The sequence below is a fragment of the Cellulophaga tyrosinoxydans genome (assembly GCF_900176415.1).
Taxonomy (GTDB): domain Bacteria; phylum Bacteroidota; class Bacteroidia; order Flavobacteriales; family Flavobacteriaceae; genus Cellulophaga; species Cellulophaga tyrosinoxydans.
Genome location: NZ_FWXO01000002.1, coordinates 302,615 through 325,039, shown reverse-complemented (window position 1 = coordinate 325,039; position 22,425 = coordinate 302,615). Strand labels below are relative to the sequence as shown.

Annotated in this window: 17 protein-coding genes; 12 read left to right on the top strand and 5 right to left on the bottom strand. The window is 32.5% G+C overall.

Features of this window, described 5'->3' with window-relative positions:
- Window positions 1–11 precede the first annotated feature (11 nt).
- The 5 genes from B8963_RS08495 to B8963_RS08475 all read left to right on the top strand — a co-directional run bounded on the left by B8963_RS08495 (window position 12) and on the right by B8963_RS08475 (window position 5,284).
- Window positions 12–1,016, top strand: a complete 1,005-nt coding sequence (locus B8963_RS08495; RefSeq protein WP_084061083.1) for a polysaccharide biosynthesis protein — start codon at window positions 12–14, stop codon at window positions 1,014–1,016.
- Between the two features lie 77 nt (window positions 1,017–1,093).
- Entirely contained in the window at window positions 1,094–1,453 is a 360-nt protein-coding gene (locus B8963_RS08490) for a sugar epimerase (protein ID WP_159447290.1), read from the top strand.
- Window positions 1,454–1,780: 327 nt separating this feature from the next.
- A complete protein-coding gene (locus B8963_RS08485; RefSeq protein ID WP_084061081.1) occupies window positions 1,781–2,914 on the top strand; it encodes a polysaccharide biosynthesis C-terminal domain-containing protein in 1,134 nt (377 codons plus the stop codon).
- Window positions 2,915–2,949: 35 nt separating this feature from the next.
- A complete protein-coding gene (gene wecB, locus B8963_RS08480) occupies window positions 2,950–4,083 on the top strand; it encodes a non-hydrolyzing UDP-N-acetylglucosamine 2-epimerase (protein WP_084061080.1) in 1,134 nt (377 codons plus the stop codon).
- A 4-nt stretch (window positions 4,084–4,087) separates the two neighbouring features.
- On the top strand, window positions 4,088–5,284 hold the full coding sequence (locus tag B8963_RS08475; RefSeq protein ID WP_084061079.1) for a glycosyltransferase family 4 protein: 1,197 nt from the start codon (window positions 4,088–4,090) through the stop codon (window positions 5,282–5,284).
- 12 nt (window positions 5,285–5,296) lie between these two features.
- Here the strand turns inward: B8963_RS08475 and B8963_RS08470 are convergent, their stop codons facing one another.
- The 4 genes from B8963_RS08470 to B8963_RS08455 form a co-directional block, all read right to left on the bottom strand.
- Window positions 5,297–6,241, bottom strand: coding sequence for a UDP-glucuronic acid decarboxylase family protein (locus B8963_RS08470; protein WP_084061078.1), 945 nt, complete (start codon window positions 6,239–6,241; stop codon window positions 5,297–5,299).
- 11 nt (window positions 6,242–6,252) lie between these two features.
- The gene (locus B8963_RS08465) at window positions 6,253–7,533 is read right to left on the bottom strand and encodes a nucleotide sugar dehydrogenase (protein ID WP_084061077.1); all 1,281 of its coding nucleotides are present in this window, start codon (window positions 7,531–7,533) and stop codon (window positions 6,253–6,255) included.
- A gap of 90 nt (window positions 7,534–7,623) precedes the next feature.
- Complete coding sequence (locus tag B8963_RS08460) at window positions 7,624–8,664, bottom strand: NAD-dependent epimerase (RefSeq protein WP_084061076.1); 1,041 nt, start codon at window positions 8,662–8,664, stop codon at window positions 7,624–7,626.
- 33 nt (window positions 8,665–8,697) lie between these two features.
- Entirely contained in the window at window positions 8,698–10,095 is a 1,398-nt protein-coding gene (locus B8963_RS08455; protein WP_084061075.1) for a nucleotide sugar dehydrogenase, read from the bottom strand.
- 237 nt (window positions 10,096–10,332) lie between these two features.
- On the opposite strand from B8963_RS08455, the gene B8963_RS08450 reads away from it, so the two are divergent.
- From B8963_RS08450 to B8963_RS08435, 4 genes are read left to right on the top strand one after another with little or no spacing between them, the layout of a single operon-like run.
- A complete protein-coding gene (locus B8963_RS08450; RefSeq protein ID WP_143312495.1) occupies window positions 10,333–11,457 on the top strand; it encodes a DegT/DnrJ/EryC1/StrS family aminotransferase in 1,125 nt (374 codons plus the stop codon).
- Window positions 11,454–13,406, top strand: a complete 1,953-nt coding sequence (locus tag B8963_RS08445) for a polysaccharide biosynthesis protein (protein WP_084061074.1) — start codon at window positions 11,454–11,456, stop codon at window positions 13,404–13,406. The genes B8963_RS08450 and B8963_RS08445 overlap by 4 nt, the downstream gene beginning before the upstream one ends.
- A 36-nt stretch (window positions 13,407–13,442) precedes the next feature.
- On the top strand, window positions 13,443–14,225 hold the full coding sequence (locus B8963_RS08440; protein ID WP_084061073.1) for a polysaccharide biosynthesis/export family protein: 783 nt from the start codon (window positions 13,443–13,445) through the stop codon (window positions 14,223–14,225).
- A gap of 27 nt (window positions 14,226–14,252) precedes the next feature.
- On the top strand, window positions 14,253–16,643 hold the full coding sequence (locus B8963_RS08435; protein WP_084061072.1) for a GumC family protein: 2,391 nt from the start codon (window positions 14,253–14,255) through the stop codon (window positions 16,641–16,643).
- Here B8963_RS08435 and B8963_RS08430 read toward each other — a convergent pair.
- Window positions 16,640–17,377, bottom strand: a complete 738-nt coding sequence (locus B8963_RS08430; RefSeq protein ID WP_084061071.1) for a tyrosine-protein phosphatase — start codon at window positions 17,375–17,377, stop codon at window positions 16,640–16,642. The genes B8963_RS08435 and B8963_RS08430 overlap by 4 nt on opposite strands.
- A gap of 132 nt (window positions 17,378–17,509) precedes the next feature.
- On the opposite strand from B8963_RS08430, the gene B8963_RS08425 reads away from it, so the two are divergent.
- The 3 genes from B8963_RS08425 (at window position 17,510) to B8963_RS08415 (ending at window position 22,373) form a co-directional block, all read left to right on the top strand.
- The gene (locus B8963_RS08425) at window positions 17,510–17,968 is read left to right on the top strand and encodes a COG2426 family protein (RefSeq protein WP_084061070.1); all 459 of its coding nucleotides are present in this window, start codon (window positions 17,510–17,512) and stop codon (window positions 17,966–17,968) included.
- Between the two features lie 140 nt (window positions 17,969–18,108).
- On the top strand, window positions 18,109–19,329 hold the full coding sequence (gene dinB / locus B8963_RS08420) for a DNA polymerase IV (protein WP_084061069.1): 1,221 nt from the start codon (window positions 18,109–18,111) through the stop codon (window positions 19,327–19,329).
- A gap of 23 nt (window positions 19,330–19,352) precedes the next feature.
- Window positions 19,353–22,373, top strand: a complete 3,021-nt coding sequence (locus tag B8963_RS08415; RefSeq protein WP_084061068.1) for a DNA polymerase III subunit alpha — start codon at window positions 19,353–19,355, stop codon at window positions 22,371–22,373.
- Window positions 22,374–22,425 lie beyond the last annotated feature (52 nt).

Below are 22,425 nucleotides of genomic sequence, written 5' to 3'. Positions count from 1 at the left end.
ATGACATTATCATGTTTAAAAACAAAACATTATTAATAACAGGAGGAACCGGATCGTTTGGTAACGCGGTATTGGATAGGTTCTTAAAAACCGATATTAAAGAAATACGTATTTTTTCTCGTGACGAGAAAAAACAAGACGATATGCGTAATTCGTTAAAAAACGAAAAAATAAAATTTTACATTGGTGATGTACGAGATTATGACAGTATAAATCGTGCAATGAAAGGTGTAGATTACGTGTTTCATGCAGCAGCCTTAAAACAGGTGCCCTCATGCGAATTTTTTCCGTTAGAAGCAACCAAAACAAATGTTTTCGGCACACAAAATACGATCGATGCCGCTGTAGCTAATAATGTAAAGCGGATTATTTGCTTAAGTACCGATAAAGCAGCATACCCAATTAATGCGATGGGTATAAGTAAGGCATTAATGGAGAAGGTTGCTGTGGCAGCATCTAGAAATATAGCAAACGATAGCACTATTGTTTGTTTAACTCGTTATGGCAATGTAATGGCTTCTAGAGGGTCGGTAATCCCTTTGTTTGTAAAACAAATTAAAGATAATGCGCCATTAACTATTACTGATCCAAATATGACGCGATTTTTAATGTCATTGGAAGATGCGGTAGATTTGGTGATTTTTGCCTTTACAAATGGTAATCAAGGCGATTTATTTGTAAATAAAGCACCAGCTAGTACCATTGGTGAACTAGCACAGGCGCTTAAAGATATATACAAAGCTGATAATGAAATTAAGGTGATTGGAACCAGACATGGGGAAAAGTTATATGAAACTTTATGTACCAGAGAAGAAATGCAAAAGGCGGAAGATATGGGAGAGTTTTACCGTATTCCAGCAGATAATAGAGATTTAAATTACAGCAGATATTTTTCAGAAGGAGAAACCGATATTAGTACCATTGAAGATTATCATTCACATAATACCAATCAGCTTACTAATACAGAATTAAAAGATACCTTACTAAACTTAGCGTATATTAAGGAGAATTTATAAGGATGGCAGTTTCAAAATTTAAGGGTGCTATACATTCGGATGAACGGGGAAAACTTATTTTTTTTAATGAGTTTTCTATGGAACCTATAAAAAGGTTTTATGAAATTAGACCGAGTAGCACAGAAACAATAAGAGCATGGCAGGGGCATTTGATAGAAACTAAATGGTTTTATTGTACTGCGGGTTCATTTGTAATGAATTTATTACCCTTAACTGAAAATGGACAGCCAAACACTAGTTTAAAAATAGAACAGTATTATTTAACAAGTGATGAACCTTTGGTATTAAAAGTGCCAGGAGGCTATGCATCTGGTTTTAGAGCAATGGAAAATAATGCTAAATTACTGGTCTTTTCCGATGTGAGTTTGGGAGCATCAAAGAATGATGACTTTAGATTTCCTGAAAATGCAGTTGGTGCAGATTGGGGGGAGATGTAATTGAAAGAGAAGAGCAAGTAATAAAAAATGTCAGTTCGAGTGAAACCCTGAAAGTGGTTTTCTATTGAGAACCATTGAGAAGACATAATGCTTCTCGATACAAATTAGTTTTCCGCTTCGGCTCCAAACTAATTTACTCGAAGTGACAAAGTGTAAGTTATAAAACATGTCAGTTCGAGTGAAACCCTGAAAGTGGTTTTGTATCGAGAACAGTATGGAAGTCACAAAGTATCTCGATACCAATTTGTTTTAACAAAATGCTCGAGATCAATAAAAAATGAAGTAATAAATAGCGAAGTAAATAACGCTACAACATAAAGTAATAAAATGAAAAAAGTAGGTATAACTGGCCAAGCAGGCTTTGTTGGAAACCATCTCTATACAACCTTATCTTTGGACGATACCATTGAATTAATTCCATTTGAACGTTCCTTTTTTGAAGACACAAAACAATTAGAAAACTTTGTATCTTCTTGTGATGTCATCGTTCATTTGGCAGCTATGAATCGTCACGAAGATGCAAATGTTATTTATGATACCAATATTGCATTGGTAGAAAAACTTATTGCAGCTTGTGAAAAAACTAAAGTTACACCACATATTATTTTCTCATCTTCTTCGCAAGAAATAAATGATAACCTTTATGGTAAATCTAAAAAAGAGGGAAAAGAAAAATTCATTACTTGGGCTGATCATAACCAAGCAAAGTTTACCTCACTAACGATACCTAATGTGTTTGGACCATTTGGAAAACCAAATTACAATTCCGTAGTGGCTACCTTTTGTCATAAAATAGCACATGGGGAAGAGCCAACAATAATCAATGATTCAGAAGTTGGGTTAATTTATATTAACGAATTAGTAGCAGTATTTATAGCCGTTATTAAAAACACAGCAGGTGTAACTAGTTTATCACCGAATAGTACAGAATTGCTTATAAAACCTAATCACTTTAAAAAAGTATCAGAAATACTTGCGTTACTCAAGGGATATAAAAAAGATTATATGGAAAATGGAATTTTTCCTAATCTTGAATTGGCTTTTGAAAAAGCCTTGTTTAATACGTTTAGATGTTATGTGCCTGAGACGCATTATCCAGTAAAATTTACGAAACATACAGATCCAAGAGGTTCATTTGTAGAAATAGCACGTACACAAACTAGTGGGCAATTTTCGTTTTCTACAACGGTGCCAGGAATTACAAGAGGAAATCATTTTCATACAAGAAAAGCCGAACGTTTTGCTGTAATAAGCGGAAAAGCATTAATACAATTGCGTAAAATAGGTACAAATGAGGTTATAGATTATTATTTAGATGGTAGTGAACCGGCATATGTAGATATGCCTATATGGTATACACATAATATTAAAAATATAGGCGATGAAGAATTAATTACACTATTTTGGATTAATGAGCCCTATAACCCAGAAGATGCGGATACGTATTTTGAAAATGTTTAGTATCCAATTATATAAAAAATAAATACATCAGAAAGATGAAAAAACTAAAAGTGGTAACTGTAGTAGGAACAAGACCAGAGATTATAAGATTGGCTTGTGTTTTAACGGCATTAGAAAATAATGAAGCCATTGAGCATACTTTAGTTCATACAGGTCAAAATTATGATTATGAATTAAATGAAATATTTTTTGATGATTTAGGTATAAAAAAGCCAGATCATTTTTTGAATGCTGCAGGAACAAATGCCACAGAAACCATTGGGAATATTATCATTAAAATAGACCCTATTTTAGAGCAACTAAAACCAGATGCTTTTTTAGTATTAGGAGATACCAATTCATGTTTATGTGCAATACCTGCCAAAAAAAGAAAAATACCAATTTTTCATATGGAAGCAGGAAACCGTTGTTTTGATCAGCGTGTTCCGGAGGAAACCAATCGTAAAATTGTAGATCATGTTGCCGATATAAACTTAACGTATAGCGATATCGCGAGAGAATATTTATTACGAGAAGGTTTGCCAGCAGACAGAATAATAAAAACGGGTAGTCCAATGTTCGAGGTATTAATGAAATACAAAGCTAAAATAGATGACTCCAAAGTGTTGTCTAAGCTTGGATTAAAAAAAGGGGAGTACTTTGTGGTAAGTTCACATCGCGAGGAAAATATTAGTAATCCTGAAAATTTTGCTGGATTAATTACCAGTTTAAATTTAATTGCAGAAAAATATAACTATCCAATTATCGTTTCAACACACCCAAGGACTAGAAATATGTTGGATGCTAAAAAACTGGAAGTTCATAAGAATGTTCAGTTTTTAAAGCCATTAGGTTTCTCTGATTATAATGCCTTACAATTGCATTCTTTTGCAGTTTTGTCTGATAGTGGTACAATATCAGAAGAATCATCTATACTCAATTTTAGAGCACTGAATATACGTGACGCACATGAACGTCCGGAGGCAATGGAAGAAGCTTCTGCGATGATGGTGGGTTTAAACCCTGAACGAATACTACAAGGTTTAGTAGCTCTTGAAGCTCAAAAAGTAAATCCTGAACGTAATTTTAGACCTGTTTCGGATTACTCTATGCCTAATGTGAGTGAAAAAGTGGTACGAATTATAGTATCATATGTAGATTATATAAATAGAGTAGTTTGGTCAAAATAGAATTATGAAAAAAATAGTTTTCCTTGCTTTAGGGTTTCCAGACGTAGCGAAATACACCAATTTGTATACAGATCTTATTCATGAGTTTCATCATAATGGTCATGATGTTTTGGTAGTAGCTCCGGCGGAAAACGCTAAGGATACAGGATTGAGATTAGAAGGGGGCGTTAAAGTAATTAGGGTAGCCACATTGCCCTTATTTAATGTTGGTATTATTAAAAAGGGGATTGCTAATATTTTGCTTTCAAGTCAGTATAAAAAAGCCTTAAAACAACATCACATTACATTAGATTTTGATTTAGTGTTAATGCCAACACCACCTATAACCTTAACTAAAACGGCACATTGGATAAAGAAAAAATCTGGCGCTAAATTGTATTTAATCTTAAGAGATATTTTTCCGCAAAATGCGGTTGATTTAAAAATGTTGAATAGTAAAGGTTTAATTCATGCTTATTTTAGAAAAAAAGAAATAGAACTTTATAACGTTGCGGATAGTATTGGTTGTATGTCACCCGCAAATGTGAATTATATTAAGAAGCACAACCCAGGATTAAACCCTGCAAAATTACATTTATTACCAAATTGGGAGAACTTGCCAAATTATTCTGAAGAATCTAATGCAGATGAACTAACGACTAAATATGGAATAAAAGATAAGTTTGTGGTAATTTTCGGAGGAAATATTGGAAAGCCACAGAAAATGGAGAATATAATAGACTTAGCAAAAAGTTGTCTAGATTATCCCACAATTGTGTTTTTTATTATTGGAACAGGTACCGAAAAGCAAATGCTAATAGATTTAGTTAAAAATGAAAATTTAACTAATGTTATCTTGGAAGATAAAATACCTAAAACAGATTATAATAAATTATTACTTCATGCTGATGTAGGGCTAATATCTTTAAGTGAAGACTTTACTATACCAAACTTTCCATCTAAAGTTTTGTCTTATTTTGGCAATAAAAAACCTGTATTGGCTTCGGTGGATTTGAATACTGATTTTGGAACTATTCTAGAAGAAACAAATTCAGGACTTTGGGCAGAAGCAGGAAAGACCCAACTATTAAAAGAAAAATTAGTTCAGCTATATAATAACCCTGATCTACGCTCCAAAATGGGGGAGAATGGATATCAATATATGAAGGAAAATTTACAGCCAAATCACGCTTACGCAACTATCATAGCTGAGACAAAGTAAATTTCAAATGAATTAATGGGTTTTTAAAATAGCTGCAAAATAATTGATTGTATTTTTTAACCCTTCTTGCAAAGGAATTTTTGGTTCCCAACCATTAAGATGAGCTTTGGCTAAACTAATATCTGGTTGGCGTTGTGTTGGATCATCTGAAGGTAGAGGAAGGTAGATTAATTTAGATTTGCTTTGTGTTAGCTGAATAATGTTCTGAGCTAATTCTAACATCGTATATTCAATAGGGTTGCCAATATTCACGGGTCCTATAAAATCATCTGGTGTATTCATCATGCGTATCATGCCCTCAATTAAGTCATCTACATACTGAAAACTTCTAGTTTGCGTACCATCGCCAAATATGGTGATATCTTTATTTTGTAAAGCCTGCATTATAAAATTAGACACTACGCGACCATCGTCTGGCTCCATTTTTGGACCATAAGTATTAAAAATTCTGATTATTTTAACTTTAACATCATTAGATTGATGATAATTTACAAATAACGATTCTGCACAACGTTTGCCTTCATCATAACAGGAACGGGCTCCTATTGGATTTACATGGCCCCAGTAATGTTCTGGCTGAGGGTGTAATTCAGGATCTCCATATACCTCGCTGGTAGAAGCTTGTAGAATTTTTGCATTTATTCTTTTAGCTAATCCTAACATATTAATGGCTCCTAAAACAGAAGTTTTAATAGTTTTTATGGGATTATGCTGATAATGTACCGGAGAAGCTGGGCATGCTAAATTATAAATTTCATCTACTTCTATAAAATAAGGCATAGTAACATCATGACGAACAACTTCAAAATAAGGATTGTCCATTAAATGTATGATTTTACTTTTTCGGCCTGTAAAATAGTTATCTAGGCATACAACTTCATTGCCTTCATTCAATAAACGTTCACATAAATGGGAACCAACAAATCCTGCTCCGCCAGTAACTAAAATTCGTTTCATAGTACTAATTTTTATAGCCTTCCATTAACTTTACTTGTAATGACGCCTTTAACATCGTAAAGAATTCCTTTAGGCTTTAATAAAGAATTAAAATCTATATTTAAAAATTCCGTATGCGCAACAGTTAATACTACAGCATCAAATTTTTCTTTTGGAATAATAGTACTTGTTTTAATTTGATATTCTCTTTCTACTTCAGTAGGGTTTGCCCATGGATCATGTATGTATACCGTTGTGCCAAAATCTTTAAGGTTTTGAATTACATCTACAACGCGTGTATTTCTAACATCGGGGCAATTTTCTTTAAAGGTTATACCAAGTAACAAAATAGACGCTCCTTTTATGCGAATATCTTCTTTAACCATTAGTTTAATGACTTCAGAAGCTATATAACCTCCCATACTATCATTTAATCTTCGTCCTGCTAAAATTATTTCAGGATGATAACCAAATTCTTGTGCTCTTTGTGCTAAGTAATATGGATCAACACCAATACAATGACCACCAACCAATCCTGGTTTAAAAGGTAAAAAGTTCCACTTAGTACCAGCAGCTTCCAAAACAGCATGAGTGTCGATATCCATAAGATTAAAAATTTTAGCTAATTCGTTTACGAAAGCTATATTAATATCTCTTTGTGAATTTTCAATAACTTTAGCTGCCTCAGCTACTTTTATGGATGGTGCTAAATGAGTACCTGCTGTAATAACAGATTTGTATAAATTATCTATTCTAATTCCAATATCAGGAGTGGAACCAGAAGTTACTTTAAGAATATGCTCTACTGTATGTTCCTTATCTCCTGGATTTATGCGTTCGGGAGAATATCCTGCATAGAAATCATGATTAAATTTTAAATTACTTACTTTTTCCAAAACAGGAATACATTCATCTTCAGTAGCTCCAGGATAAACAGTTGATTCGTAGATGACAATATCCCCTTTTTTTAAAACCTTACCTACAGTTTCACTGGCCTTGTATAATGGAGTTAAATCGGGTCGATTGTTTTTGTCTACTGGCGTAGGAACCGTAATGATGTAAATGTTACAATTTTTAATGTCGCTGATTTCATTGGAGCAGTATAGTCCATTATTATTATTAACATTATTTTTTAATACGGATTTTAAAGTATTGTCATCAACTTCTAAGGTAGAATCTTTTCCTGTATTAATTTCGTTTACTCTTCTCTTATTAATATCAAAACCAATCACGGGGTATTTTGTTGCGAAAAGACGAGCCAAAGGCAAGCCAACATAACCTAAACCAACAATGCATATATTTTGTAAACTCATGGATACTATTTGTAAAAGCGAATTTAAAGAATCTTATGGCATTTAGCTATTTTATTATATTAAAAATAAAATGGAAATTGAAGATAAAATCTAGGACTTTTTAATATTAGGGTAAAAGTTGGTGTACCAATGAATAAAATTTTTAATGCCTTTTTCGACAGGAGTTTTAGGAGCGTACTCGTAATCTTTAATTAGATCATCTACGTTAGCCCATGTTTTAGCAACATCGCCTGGTTGCATTGGTAAATATTCTTTTTCTGCAGTCTTGCCTAAATTCTTTTCAATTTCAGCTATAAAATCAGTTAGTTTTATACAATTATTATTTCCTATATTGTATACTTTATAACCTTCATTTAATTTTACTCTCTCTTCAGAATTTTTCTCTATAATTCTTGTTAAACCTTCCACGATATCATCAATATAGGTGAAATCTCGTTCCATTTCGCCATTATTGAACACCTTAATAGGTTTGTTATTAGCAATAGCTTCAGAAAATAAAAATAATGCCATATCAGGTCTACCCCAAGGTCCATACACTGTAAAGAAACGAAGTCCGGTAGTTGCAAACCCAAAAAGATGACTATACGTATGGGCCATTAATTCATTACTTTTTTTACTTGCGGCATAAAGGCTAATAGGGTGGTCTACAGTATCGGTAGTTTTAAAAGGTATCGTCTTGTTTAGACCATAAACACTGGAGCTACTGGCGTAGACTAAATGTTTAATATGATGATGCCTACAGCATTCCAATATGTTTAAAAATCCAACAATATTACTATCGATATAAGTTTCTGGATTTTCTATACTATAACGAACTCCCGCTTGTGCTGCTAAATTGCAAACAACATCAAAATTTTCATTTGCAAAAAGGTGAGGTAAATTTGTTCTGTCTTCAATATTTAGTCTAATAAATTTGAATCTTGAAGAAAATTTCTCACTTGATAATAGGGTGTTAAAAGCTAAAGATTCAGTTGCAGTAATGCCTAATTCTTTTAAACGAGCTAATTTTAGTCGTATTTCATAATAATCATTAATATTATCTAATCCAACTACGTCATGTCCATTTTCTAATAGCTTTAAAGCGGTATGGAAGCCTATAAATCCTGCGGCACCAGTTACTAATATTTTCATTTTGTAGTGTTTTAAAATAGTATTTTTTGCTAATTATACTTGCCCAATTCTGTAATAATTAAAACCAATTCGCTCCATTTTTTCCTTATCTAATAGTCTTCGTCCATCAAATAGAAATGCTGGCTTCAACATTTTATCATAAATCTTTTGCCAATCATAGGTTTTGAATTCATCCCATTCTGTTAATATGGCAATAGCGTGTGCATTTTCAATATTTGCAAGAGGGTCTTTAACAACTTTTACCAAATTTTTATTTTCCTCTGGTGTTCGCGTATTTAAATAATCTAAATCTCTAAATACGGTTTGTTCTTTTACCTGTGGATCATAAACTGTAAGTTCAGCTCGCTCTTCTAATAGGGCATCTGCTACATATATTGCGGCAGATTCTCGGGTGTCATTAGTGTCTTTTTTAAATGCCCAACCGTAAAAAATAATTTTTTTACCAGAAACAGTATTGTATAAAGTACTGATGATATTGTCTGCAAATCTACGCTTTTGATAATCATTCATTATGATTACTTGTTCCCAATAGTCTGCTACTTCTTGTAAACCTAGACTTTGTGAAATATATACTAAGTTTAGAATGTCTTTTTGAAAACAGGAACCCCCAAAACCTACGGATGAATTTAGAAATTTATATCCTATTCGTGAGTCGTAGCCAATTGCTCTGGCAACTTCCTCTACATTTGCATCGGTTTTCTCACATAGGGCAGAGATGGAGTTAATAGAAGAAACACGTTGCGCTAGAAACGCATTAGCTACTAATTTGGATAGTTCAGAAGACCATACATTAGTTTGCAAAATACGATCTTTTGGCAACCAGTTTTCATAAACTTCACTCAATAGGTTTTTGGCTTTTTGACCAGAAGGTGTTTCATCGCCACCAATTAAAACACGATCGGCGTGAAGCAAATCTTGGATTGCTGTACCTTCCGCTAAAAATTCTGGATTTGAAAGAATTTCAAAATTTACACCATTCCCAGTATTATCAAGTATATTTTTAATAGCCCCGGCGGTTCTAACAGGTAAAGTAGATTTTTCTACAACAATTTTGTCTGTTTTAGCTACCTTAGCAATATTCCTAGCACATAGTTCAATGAACTTTAAATCAGCTGCCTGCCCTTTTCCTTTTCCATAAGTTTTTGTAGGCGTGTTAACGGAAATGAAAACGACATCGGCTTCATCTATAGCTTTATCAACTTCTGTGGAAAAAAATAAGTTTTTATTTCTTGTTTCTGCTACTATTTCTTTTAAACCAGGTTCATATATTGGTAAATTATCTAAGTTAGAATCATTCCATTGTGCAATTCTGTCATGATTAATATCGACAACGGTTACTTGTATATGAGGACATTTTTTTGCAATAACTGACATAGTTGGGCCGCCAACATAGCCAGCACCAATACAACAAATTTTGGTTATTTTTTTCATGTATTAAGGAGCTAAATATTTTAAAATGCAAATATTGTATTTTTTTTTAGATGAGCCTTGTATTATTGGATAAATAGACTTTTTTAAGGATAAAGAACCGGGTTTAGTTCATAGAAAATATAATTATAGTAGTTAATCGAATAATTACTAGCTTAAACGAAATATGCCGATTATACCATTAGAAACAAAAAACTATGTTTATTTTTACGATAGAATTATATTAACTAATGAATACCAATGACCTACGATAAAATATGGCTTTCCTCTCCTCATATGGGGAATAATGAAGAGAAATATGTAAAACAGGCCTTTGATACAAATTGGGTTGCTCCTTTGGGTCCAAATGTGGATGCATTTGAAATGGCTATTCAAAAGTATATTTCCAATGAGGTGCATGTTGCGGCCTTAAGCTCGGGTACTGGAGCAATACATTTGGCTCTTGAAATTTTAGGTGTTGGTCAGGGAGATGAGGTTTTATGTCAGAGTTTTACTTTTTCGGCATCAGCAAACCCTATTAAATATTTAGGCGCACATCCAGTATTTATTGATAGTGAACGAGATACTTGGAACATTTGTCCAGAATTATTAGAAAAAGCAATTAAAGATCGAATTTCTAATGGTAAAAAACCTAAAGCAATAGTTGCAGTTCACTTATATGGTATGCCATATAAAATAAATGAAATAAGAAAAATTTCAGAAGCTTATAAAATTCCAGTCGTGGAGGATAGTGCTGAAGCCCTAGGTAGTACATTTAAAGGGATAAAGTGCAGTAGTTTTGGAGATATTGGTATTTTATCTTTTAATGGTAATAAAATAATTACTACTTCTGGTGGAGGTGCATTAGTCTCTCTAAACGAAGTATATAAAAAGAAAGCAATATTTTTAGCTACACAAGCAAGAGATGACGCCCCGCATTATCAACATTCTAATGTTGGCTATAATTATAGAATGAGTAATATTTTAGCAGGGATTGGTAGAGGGCAAATGGAAGTGATTGATGATAGAGTTGCTGCAAGAAGAGCAAATTATGCCATGTATTATAAAGAATTGTCTGGAATTAATAAAATTGAGTTTTTAGACGAACCTAAAGATTATTTTTCAAACAGATGGCTTAGTTGTATTTTATTACCATCTTACGAGTTACGAGAAAAAATACGTTTAGAATTGTTGGCCTATAATATTGAATCGAGACCTTTATGGAAACCAATGCATTTGCAACCAGTTTTTAAGAATTGTTTAAATTATACCAATGGAACTTCGGAAGATTTATTCATGAGAGGTTTGTGTTTGCCAAGTGGTTCTAATTTAAAAAAATCTGATTTAGAATTAATAATATCATTAATAAAAAAGATCCTATTATGATACAAAATTATATAAACAGTACGGTTAGTAAGTACGCATCAAAATGGTTGGTGTTATTTATTGATATTTTAATTGTCTCATTTGCCTTTATTTTATCTTATTTCATTTTGTTTAATCTAACAATGAATTTTGATGTAAATAAGCTTTTTGTTCAATTACCCTTTATCGCATTAATTTCACTAATCTCTTTTTTAATAATCGGATCTTATAAGGGAGTTGTACGTCATACGGGGGTTAGAGATGTTTATAATATTTTTAATGCCATCTGTTTATTAAGCATAATTACAATAATTTTAGTAGTTGCCAACAGAAAATATGATTTTCTTGGAGACTTTACAGTTCCTTTAACCATTATTATTATTCATAGTTTACTAAGTTTTATTGGATTAACAGCTTCAAGATATTTGTTTAAAGCTATGTATGTTAATTTTGTTGCAAGTGGTTATAAAACAGCAACAAAAAATGTGTTGATCTATGGAGCCGGGGAATCCGGTATTTTAACCTATAATGCGTTAACAAATGCTACAAAAAGTAAAGTTAAAGTTGTTGGCTACATAGATAAAGATGATCAAAAAGTAGGAAAGCTTATTAATGGGGTACAAGTATACAATAGTGATGTGCTTACAGAAAGTTTTATCTTAAGAAAGGATATTTCTGAGGTGATTTTTTCCATTCAAAATATAGATCATAAAAAATTACGAGTTCTAGTTGAGAGCTTGGTAGACTTCCCGGTATTGGTTAAAATTGTACCTCCAGTTGAAGATTGGATTAATGGTGAATTAAAACTTTCACAAATAAAGCAAGTACAAATTGAGGACCTCTTGGATCGAGCTACGATTGATATTAAAAATTCGAAAATTGAGGAAGAACTAAAAGATAAAACGGTTTTAGTTACTGGTGGTGCAGGATCAATCGGTAGTGAAATTGTTCGACAAATATGTAGCTATAATTACAAATCTTTAATTGTTATAGATCAAGCTGAATCTGCTTTATATGATTTACAACAAGAATTAAAACAAAACGGATTTCACAATTTTATTCCTATTGTTGCTGACATTAGGGATAAAAATAGAATGAATAATATTTTTCAAGAATATGGTCCTAATTTGGTGTTTCATGCTGCTGCATATAAACATGTGCCGCTTATGGAATACAATGCCTATGAAGCCATAAAAATAAATGTAGCAGGTACTAAAGTAGTTTGTGATTTGTCAGTTCAATATAATGTTGAGAAATTTGTTTTTGTTTCTACAGATAAAGCAGTGAATCCTACCAATGTTATGGGTGCTACAAAGCGTATTGCTGAAATGTACATTAGTTGTATGCAGCAATTAAACAAAACAAAATTTATCACCACGCGATTTGGAAATGTATTAGGTTCAAATGGTTCTGTAATTCCGCTATTTAAAAAGCAAATAGATAAAGGAGGTCCTTTAACGGTAACTCATAAAGATGTTACTCGTTTCTTTATGACTATTCCAGAGGCATCTCAATTAGTCTTAGAAGCGGGAGCTATGGGTACTGGAGGAGAGATTTTTATTTTTGATATGGGAGAGTCTGTAAAAATATTTGATCTCGCCAAAAATATGATTAAACTTTCTGGTTTAAAATATCCAGAGGATATAGATATCAAGGTAACAGGATTACGCCCAGGAGAAAAACTATATGAAGAGCTTTTGGCTAATGGTGAAAATACGTTGCCTACGTATCACAAAAAAATTATGATAAGTAAAGTACGAGAATTAGATTATGCTAATATTCGTTCAAATATAAATCAACTTTGTGTTTCAAACATGTTTTTTGATACCGATACGGTACGTTTAATGAAAGAAATTGTTCCAGAATATATCTCTAAAAATTCTGAGCTTTGTAAAATAGATGATGAAGTGCGCAAAAAGGAAGAAAACAAAGACACAGATATTTTAGAAGATAAAATTCTTCAATCTTAAACATTTTGTATACTTTTAATCTTTAAAACTAATTATATGTTCAACACTAACCGAAAGCTTAATTTAATATTATTACTCCTATCAGCTACAATATTTTTAACCTCTTGTGGATCAAAAAAGAAAGTAGTTTATTTTCAAGATGTTGGTGCTTATGAGACCATAGTAGATCAAACACCATTTATTTCTAAATTTAAAGTAGATGACGTGGTTAGTATATTTGTATCTACCTTAAATCCTGAGGCAAGTGCGCCTTTTAATCTATTTAGAGGTGGCAGAGAATCCGGTGGAGGGGGAATGCAAGAACAAGTAGATTATATAATAGACGAAAGTGGAAGCATAGACTTTCCGGTTATTGGTAAAATTAAAATTGCAGGATTATCATCAGAGGAGGTGCGCGAATTATTGACTCAAAAATTGTCCGATTATTTAAAAGATCCTATAATTAACATACGTTTAAAAAACTTTACTATTTCTGTTTTGGGAGAAGTGAATAGACCAGGAACATATCCTGTTAATGGGGAACAAATTACAATTCTTGAAGCAATTGGCCTTGCAGGCGATTTAAATATAAAAGGTATACGTAATAATATTTTAGTAATTCGTGATTTTAATGGAACATTTGTACATCATAGAATAGATTTAACAAGTAAAGAAGCTATGAAATCTCCCGTTTATTATTTAACACAAAATGATGTGGTTTATGTAGAGCCTAATAAGTCTGCAATTACCAATTCTTCATTAGATAATAGAGCTACATTAATGGTATCAATAGCTTCAATTTTAATTTCATCTACAATTCTGATCCTTACAAGAAATTAATAGTTTCAGTTAAATAATATTTTTCAAATGAGCTTGAATTCTGGAATTTCTCCAAATGCAAATAATATGGATATTAAGACTGTCCTTCAAACGTACTTAAAACATTGGATTTGGTTTTTGTTAGCTGCGATTATTTCCATTGGACTTGCATTAATATATTTACGCTATACCACTCCTCAATATGCAGCAGAAGCTAAAATACAAATTATAGAAGAAGATGGTGCAGCCTCAGAATTAAGTGTTTTTAAAGATTTGGATATATTTTCTCAAAGCGGCAATGAAGTGCTTGATGAAATAGAGATGATAAAATCTCGTTCCAATTTAATAGAAGTTGTGAAAAAATTAAAATTAAATATTACCACTACTGCAATTGGTAATATTATGAGTTCGGAACTATATGCACAGCCAAGGCCATTTAAGATTAATTTTTTAGCTGCGGATTCCACTATCAATAACTCTAAGTTTAGTTTTTTTATAACGTATTCTTCAGAGACCACATTTGGCTATACAGAAGATGAAGATGTGCCTGTGAAAGTATTATCCTTTGGTAAAAATTTTAAAACACCAGCAGGAGATATTATAATAACTCCGACAAGTACTAATGTAAAGGCTTACAAGGGCAAAAAATTTCAAATTAGTATAAATCCAGTAGGCGAGGTAGCTCAATATTATCAAAGCAAGATAAAAATTAATCAATTAGATAAATTATCGAATATTGTTACTATTAAATTAACAGACCCGATACAAAATAAAGCTATTGATATTATAAATGAGTTGGTGAAAAATTATAATGCCAATGGAGTTGCCGATAGAAAATCTGTAGCTGACAAAACCTCTGATTTTATTAATGATAGAATAACTCAAATTGCATCTAATTTATCTTCGGTAGATCAAAATGCTGTTGATTTCATGACCAATAAGGGGATATCGGATATCGGATCTCAAACCAATATTAATTTAAGCGCAGGGGCATCTAATCAACAAGAGTTAGAAGATGCAAGATATCAATTAATGGTGGCGGACGCTATGAGGCAAGAGGTTGATAACCAAAATGGATATCAGCTATTGCCATCAAACATAGGGTTGGCGGACCAATCTATTACTAGTAATACTGCAACTTATAATCAATTAGTAGCAGAGCGTAAGCGATTACTTGAAAGTTCTAATGAAAAAAACCCGATAATTGTATCTTTAGATCAGCAAATCTCTGGTTTGAGAAGTACTATCAAATCAAGTTTAAGTGGAATGACTGAAAACTTGAGTTTAAAACTAAATAGTTTAGCCGGGCAACAATCCAGAATAAATTCTAGTTTATATTCAGCTCCAAAAAATCAACAGGCTTTAAGAGATATTACAAGAAAACAGCAAACCACTGAATCTTTATACTTGTATTTACTGCAGAAAAGAGAGGAATCACAAATTGCTTATGCCTCTGCAGCGGCAAAATCTAAAGTAATTGATGCTGCTTATGCCTCTAGTCGTTTTCCAGTTTCTCCAAAGCGAAATGTTGTTTTATTAGCTTCTTTAATTATGGGGCTTATAATTCCGTTTTCTATAATCTACGCAAAAGATTTATTGGATAATAAAGTTCATAATAAAATTGGATTAGAAAAAATTGCAAAAAACATACCCGTTTTAGCAGAAATTCCTCATTTAGGCAAAAAAGAATCAAAGCTTATTTTAGACAATGATCGTTCCATACTTGCAGAATCACTAAGAATATTAAGAACCAATTTAGATTATGTTATTAAATCTAAGAAAAGTAAAGGCAAGAATAATATTATATATGTTACTTCAAGTGTTTCTGGAGAGGGAAAAACATTTTTAGCTTCTAATTTAGCAATGATATTTTCGAATACAGGAAAGAAAACTTTGCTAATCGGTGCAGATATTAGAAATCCTAAATTATATACTTTTTTTAATAATAATAGTGTAGATCAAAAAGGAAATGCTGTTAGAGGTAACTCTATAGGTTTAACCGAATTTTTATATGATTCTGCAACTGAGCTTAATGAAATTACCGAGAAAATAGTAAGTGGTTCAAATGCTATTGATATTATTTATTCAGGAAAAATTCCGCCAAACCCTTCGGAATTATTAATGAGTGATCGTATGAAGACTTTATTGGATGAGGCTTCAGAAAAATATGATTATGTAATTGTAGATACAGCGCCATTATTAGTAGTCACAGATACCGTGCTCATAAGTGAATATGCTAGTCAAATTGTATATGTTGTGAGAGCTGGTGTAACAGAACAAAAAGTAATTGATTACCCATTGAATCTTGTAAAAGAAGGCAAATTAAAAGAATTATCTTTTGTTGTTAATGATGTTAAAAATACAGATTTAGGATACGGTGGTAAATATGGTTATGGTTATTCAGCAGAAGTGAAAAAATGGTGGAAATTTTGGGCTTAACTAAAGTTGTAAATAGTCTTGTCTATTATAGGAATTAGCCTATCAATTGTTTTTTGTTTGAGTTGAATTTTTTTAAGTTCTTCAAGGTGATTCAGGTGATGTACATCTGAAGCTAAAAAATCAATTTTACCTTCCTCCAATAACTTGTTTGCACAACGCTTTACACTATCACCATAATACCCTCCTAAGGATAATATGTTTAGTTGAAACAATATGCCTGTTTGTTTATACTTATCATATTTGTTGGTATTATGTAAGTAGTTATAACGTTCTGGATGAGCAAATATGGGAAAGTATCTCGCAGAACCTATTTTTTCTATAGCGGTGTCAAAATTTAGTGAAGGTTGTAAATAAGACATTTCTACAAGCAAGTAATTTTTTTGAATAGGCATTATCTCTGATCTATCTAAAATATTTTCAAAATTACCATCTATCATATGTTCGGCGGCAGCTTCTATTGAAACCTGTGTCATTTCTTCTTTAATTAATTCATTTTTCACTTGAATTAATGATTGGTTTATAGTTTGAAAATTGTTTGGATAATAATTATCCATAATATGTGGTGTAGCTATAAATTTTTCAATACCTATTTCGGAAAAAGCTTTAATTAAACTAATAGAATCTTCTACTGTTTTTGCTCCATCGTCTATACCTGGGAGAATATGATTGTGAATATCAACAAAACCGTTTAGTAGGTCTACTAGAAAATGTTTTTTACTGAAAATATGAAACATTGAAATTTAATTTTTTACAAAAATACCTTATATAAGCGAACAGTACTAAATACTATTTATAAGATTTAGTTATTTTTTATGATTCCAATTGATGCTTTATAATTTTGGTAATACTACTTTTGCAAAAAAAAAGTGGTTACAGATTTTATAATTGCAATATTATGGAGTATCTCTCCTTTGGGAGAAGCTAAACTGGGTATTCCTTTTGGTTTATTGAAAGGATTAAATATCTATTTAGTTTTCCTATTTTGTTTTATAGCTAACGTACTTGTTTTTCCTTTAATGATGTTTTTCTTAGATAAAGTAAACCATTATTTTCTACGATGGAATTTTTACAAAAAATCTGCAATTTATGTTGCCCGAAAAGCTAAAGTTGGTTCTGGTGATAAAATTAAAAAATATGGTTTTTGGGGACTTATGTTTTTTGTGATGTTGCCTTTGCCAGGAACAGGTGTTTATGCTGGTAGTATTGCTACATACCTTTTTAAAATTGAACGTAAAAAAGCCTTTCTAGCAAACACAATAGGTATTTTCTTTTCTTCTCTTATGATTTGGATTCCTTCTGTTTTGAAAATCAAGGGTATTTTCTAAAATTATTCTTTTCATTACCTATTCCTATTCTATTCTTTAGTACAATATAATTTGGCTAATGCTATTTCAATAAAATGATAGTAACATTATGTTTTTTAATATGGAAATATTCCATAATTTTGGATTAAATCCAAATAATAATGAACCGCACCATATTGCATCTAGATTTAGATACATTTTTTGTTTCCTGCGAGCGCTTGCTTGATAGTAGTTTAAAAAACAAAGCTATCATAGTTGGCGGTACTGGGGATAGAGGAGTGGTGAGTGCTGCTAGCTACGAAACACGTGCCTATGGGGTGCATTCTGGTATGCCCATGAAAATGGCACGGCAACTTTGTCCTCATGCCATATATATTAGAGGCAATGCAGGTACCTATACGAATTTTTCAAAACAAGTAACAGAGATTCTTCAAAGTGAAGTGCCACTTTTAGAAAAGTCTAGTGTAGACGAGTTCTATGCAGACCTTACAGGAATGGATCGGTTTTTTGGTTGCTATAAATTTTCTTCTGAACTCAGAAACAAAGTATTTCGCGAGTCTGGATTACCAATATCTATTGGTCTTTCTATAAACAAAACAGTTTCTAAAGTAGCCACCAACGAAGCGAAACCTAATAATCAACTAATGATTGATATTGGGTATGAAAAACCATTTTTAGCCCCTTTATCCATAAAGAAAATTCCACTAGTTGGAGAAAAGACATATAGAATTTTCTGCAATATGGGCGTTAAGAACATTCATACCGTACAGCAGATGCCATTAGAAATGATGACATCGGTATTTGGTAAAAACGGACAAGTAATATGGCAACGTGCTAACGGTATTGACAATACGCCCCTAGTGGCTTACCACGAACGTAAATCAATCTCTAGCGAGCGTACCTATGGACAAGATACTACCGATGTTGTGGCGTTGAAAACCACCATTGTTGCTATGGCTGAAAATTTAGCATTTCAGCTTAGAAGAGGAGGAAAGCTTACTTCTTGTGTGACTGTGAAAATTAGGTATTCAGATTTTCAGACCTACTCCAAGCAAATCAAAATTCCATATACCTCTGCAGACCATCATTTAATCCCTGTAGTATTGGAGCTTTTTGAAAAATTATACAATAGGCGCATGTTAATACGTCTTGTTGGGGTGCGTTATAGTGCTTTAACCGCAGGTACCTACCAGATTAATTTATTTGATGATGAGAACAAAACCGTGAATTTGTATAAAGCCATGGATGCTATACGTGTTAAATATGGCGATAGGAGTGTTATGCGTGCTATAACTCTAGGGGATAGTGCGCGTACCATTGGCAACTTTACCAATCCTTTTAACGGAGAACCACCTATTGTTTTGGCGCACAGGCACCAATAATACTTAGTTAATACAACGCAAAAATGTACTTAAACAACCATTCATATTATAGTTTACGCTATGGAACGTTATCTGAAATAGAGCTTTTAGAGATAGCGCAACAGCATGGTTGTACACATTTTGCACTTACCGATATTAATAACACCTCTGGGTGTTTAAATTTTATAAGAAAAGCTCCTGATTATGGTATTACTCCTAGTATTGGAATAGATTTCAGGAATGGTGCTGATCAATGTTATGTAGGTTTAGCAAAAAATAATGATGGTTTTTTAGTGCTAAATAATTTTCTATCTGAATATTTACATAACAAAAAAGACTTTCCAGAAAACGCACCACTACTTGAAAATTGTATTATTATTTATCCTTTTGAAAAAATTCTTCTTCTAGAAAAAACAACTTTTTTAGAACATGAATTTATAGGTGTAAAACTTACGGATATTCATAAATTACGTTTCTCAAAATTAAGCAGTTTTACCCATAAGTTAGTTGTGCTACACACTGTTACTTTTCGTAATAAGCGCCATTTTAATATCCACCGGCTTTTACGGGCTATAGATACTAATATGTTGTTAAGTAAGCTTCCGGAAACACAACAAGGCAGTCCTGACTGTAAAATGATTCCGGTAGAATTTATCGAAAAAGCATTTGAAGAGTATCCGTATATTTTAGAGAACACAAAGTCATTGTTGTTGCAGTGTAGTATAGAATTCAATTTTACTAAAACAAAAGAAAGTCAGAATTTAAAGTGTGTTTTTGGTAGTCTAGATGAAGATTACAAAAAATTAATAGCACTTTGCGAAATTGGCTTACCCAAACGCTATGATTGTATTACTCCAGCTATAAAACAGCGTTTAGAAAAAGAACTTGCGCTTATAAAGCAACAGAATTTCGTCAGCTTCTTTTTAATTAATTGGAAGATTATACAATACGCAAAATCTAAAGACTATTACCATGTAGGTCGTGGTAGTGGTGCTAATAGTATTGTGGCTTATTTGCTCGAAATTACCGATGTAGATCCTATAGAATTGGATTTATATTTTGAACGCTTTATGAACTTATACCGCGCTAGTCCACCGGATTTTGATATTGATTTTTCTACATGGGATCGTGAAGATGTTACGCGTTTTATTTTTGAAGAATTTAGTACGAACAACCAAGTGGCACTTTTGGGGGCTTATGTAACTTTTAAGCACAGTGGAGCAGTGCGGGAGTTGGGAAAAGTATTCGGACTACCAAAGCATGAAATAGATAAGCTCAGTGATGGAAAATATGTTATAAGTGAATTAGATGAACTCTCGGTTTTGGTTTTGCGTTATGCATCCTATTTAAATGGAAAACCTAATTATTTGAGTATTCACGCAGCTGGGATTCTTATTTCAGAAAAACCAATACATTATTATTCGGCAACACATGTACCGCCAAAGGGTTTCCCAACGGTACAGTTTGATATGCATATTGCTGAAGATGTGGGTTTGCATAAGTTCGATATTTTAGGTCAGCGTGGTTTAGGAAAAATAAAAGATGCAATTACGATTGTTAAAGAAAATCATCCAAGTGTAGTGCTGCCAGATATTCATAATGCAAAGCCTTTTTTTAAAGATGCTAAGATTAATGCCATGATTGAGCAAGCGGAATGTATAGGTTGCTTTTATGTAGAATCACCGGCTATGCGAATGTTGCTAAAAAAACTAGGCGTAAGTGATTATTTAACCTTGGTGGCGGCAAGTTCTATAATACGCCCTGGAGTGGCAAAAAGTGGCATGATGCGAGAATATATTTTACGACATAAAAATCCAGAACGCAGAAAAGAAGCACACCCAGTATTATGGAGTATAATGCCAGATACCTATGGCGTTATGGTATACCAAGAAGATGTGATAAAAGTGGCGCACCATTATGCTGATTTAGATTTAGGAGAAGCAGATGTATTACGAAGAGGAATGAGTGGTAAGTACCGTTCTCGTGAAGAGTTTCAGGCAGTGAAAGATAAATTTGTTGCTAATTGTAGAAAAAAAGGAGAACCAGATGACGTTATTTTTGAGGTTTGGCGACAAATAGAAAGCTTCGCTGGTTATGCATTTGCCAAAGGGCATTCTGCTTCTTATGCCGTAGAATCATACCAAAGTCTGTTTTTAAAATGTTATTATCCATTAGAATATATGGTGGCTACTATTAATAATGGTGGCGGATTTTATAACATTGAAACCTATGTGCATGAAGCTAAAATGAACGGCGCATTAGTGCATCCGCCATGTATAAATACCAGTAGTATTGAAACTATAATTCGTGGTAAAGAAATTTATCTAGGCTTTCAACATTTACAAGGACTTGAAAAGTACACCATGCTTAAAATTGGCAAGGCACGTTTAAACGGAAAATTCACTTCTTTTGATGATTTTACTACTCGAGCAGCACTCTCAATAGAACAATTAGATATTTTAATACGGATAGATGCGTTCCGTTCTTTACAAATAGATAAAAGAAGTTTATTGTGGCAGGCACATTATAAAAATAATCATGTGCCTGTGCATGAATTGCAGCAACAATTATTTAAAGTAAAAACCAAACATTTTGAGTTGCCTAAGTTTACAATTACCGATTTAGAAAATGCGTTTGATCAACTAGAGTTATTAGGTTTTACTTTGTATGATTCTTTTATGTTGCTTCAAAAACCTCCTACAAGCACAATTACTAGTAATGATCTTGGTAAGTATCTTCATAAGACCATTGTAATTTATGGGTACTTGGTTACTGTTAAAAATACAGGAACATCAAAAGGAGATCGGATGTATTTTGGCACTTTTTTAGATCAAAACGGACATTGGATAGATACCGTACATTTTCCACCTGTAGCTGCAAAATATCCTTTTAGAGGCAAAGGTATTTATCGCATTACTGGCAAAGTAGTTTCTGAATTCGATTTTTTAAGTATAGAAGTTACCATGCAAGAACGTATGGTTTATATTTCTGACCCAAGATTTGATAGTACGTATAACCGAAAAACTACCCCAGAGGAGCAAAATAATTTTCGTTTATTAAAATAGTACTATGCACCATCTCTGTAGAAGAATTTATTTTTTTATCATGATAAGTGTT

Bases quoted from the DNA above. Each gene is read 5' to 3' on its own strand.
- B8963_RS08450 (WP_143312495.1), top strand. From the start codon at position 10,333: ATGACCTACGATAAAATATGGCTTTCCTCTCCTCATATGGGGAATAAT.
- B8963_RS08485 (WP_084061081.1), top strand. From the start codon at position 1,781: ATGAAAAAAGTAGGTATAACTGGCCAAGCAGGCTTTGTTGGAAACCAT.
- B8963_RS08415 (WP_084061068.1), top strand. From the start codon at position 19,353: ATGTACTTAAACAACCATTCATATTATAGTTTACGCTATGGAACGTTA.
- B8963_RS08455 (WP_084061075.1), bottom strand. From the start codon at position 10,095: ATGAAAAAAATAACCAAAATTTGTTGTATTGGTGCTGGCTATGTTGGC.
- B8963_RS08470 (WP_084061078.1), bottom strand. From the start codon at position 6,241: ATGAAACGAATTTTAGTTACTGGCGGAGCAGGATTTGTTGGTTCCCAT.
- B8963_RS08475 (WP_084061079.1), top strand. From the start codon at position 4,088: ATGAAAAAAATAGTTTTCCTTGCTTTAGGGTTTCCAGACGTAGCGAAA.
- B8963_RS08440 (WP_084061073.1), top strand. From the start codon at position 13,443: ATGTTCAACACTAACCGAAAGCTTAATTTAATATTATTACTCCTATCA.
- dinB (WP_084061069.1), top strand. From the start codon at position 18,109: ATGAACCGCACCATATTGCATCTAGATTTAGATACATTTTTTGTTTCC.
- B8963_RS08490 (WP_159447290.1), top strand. From the start codon at position 1,094: ATGGAACCTATAAAAAGGTTTTATGAAATTAGACCGAGTAGCACAGAA.
- wecB (WP_084061080.1), top strand. From the start codon at position 2,950: ATGAAAAAACTAAAAGTGGTAACTGTAGTAGGAACAAGACCAGAGATT.
- B8963_RS08495 (WP_084061083.1), top strand. From the start codon at position 12: ATGTTTAAAAACAAAACATTATTAATAACAGGAGGAACCGGATCGTTT.
- B8963_RS08430 (WP_084061071.1), bottom strand. From the start codon at position 17,377: ATGTTTCATATTTTCAGTAAAAAACATTTTCTAGTAGACCTACTAAAC.
- B8963_RS08460 (WP_084061076.1), bottom strand. From the start codon at position 8,664: ATGAAAATATTAGTAACTGGTGCCGCAGGATTTATAGGCTTCCATACC.
- B8963_RS08465 (WP_084061077.1), bottom strand. From the start codon at position 7,533: ATGAGTTTACAAAATATATGCATTGTTGGTTTAGGTTATGTTGGCTTG.
- B8963_RS08445 (WP_084061074.1), top strand. From the start codon at position 11,454: ATGATACAAAATTATATAAACAGTACGGTTAGTAAGTACGCATCAAAA.
- B8963_RS08435 (WP_084061072.1), top strand. From the start codon at position 14,253: ATGAGCTTGAATTCTGGAATTTCTCCAAATGCAAATAATATGGATATT.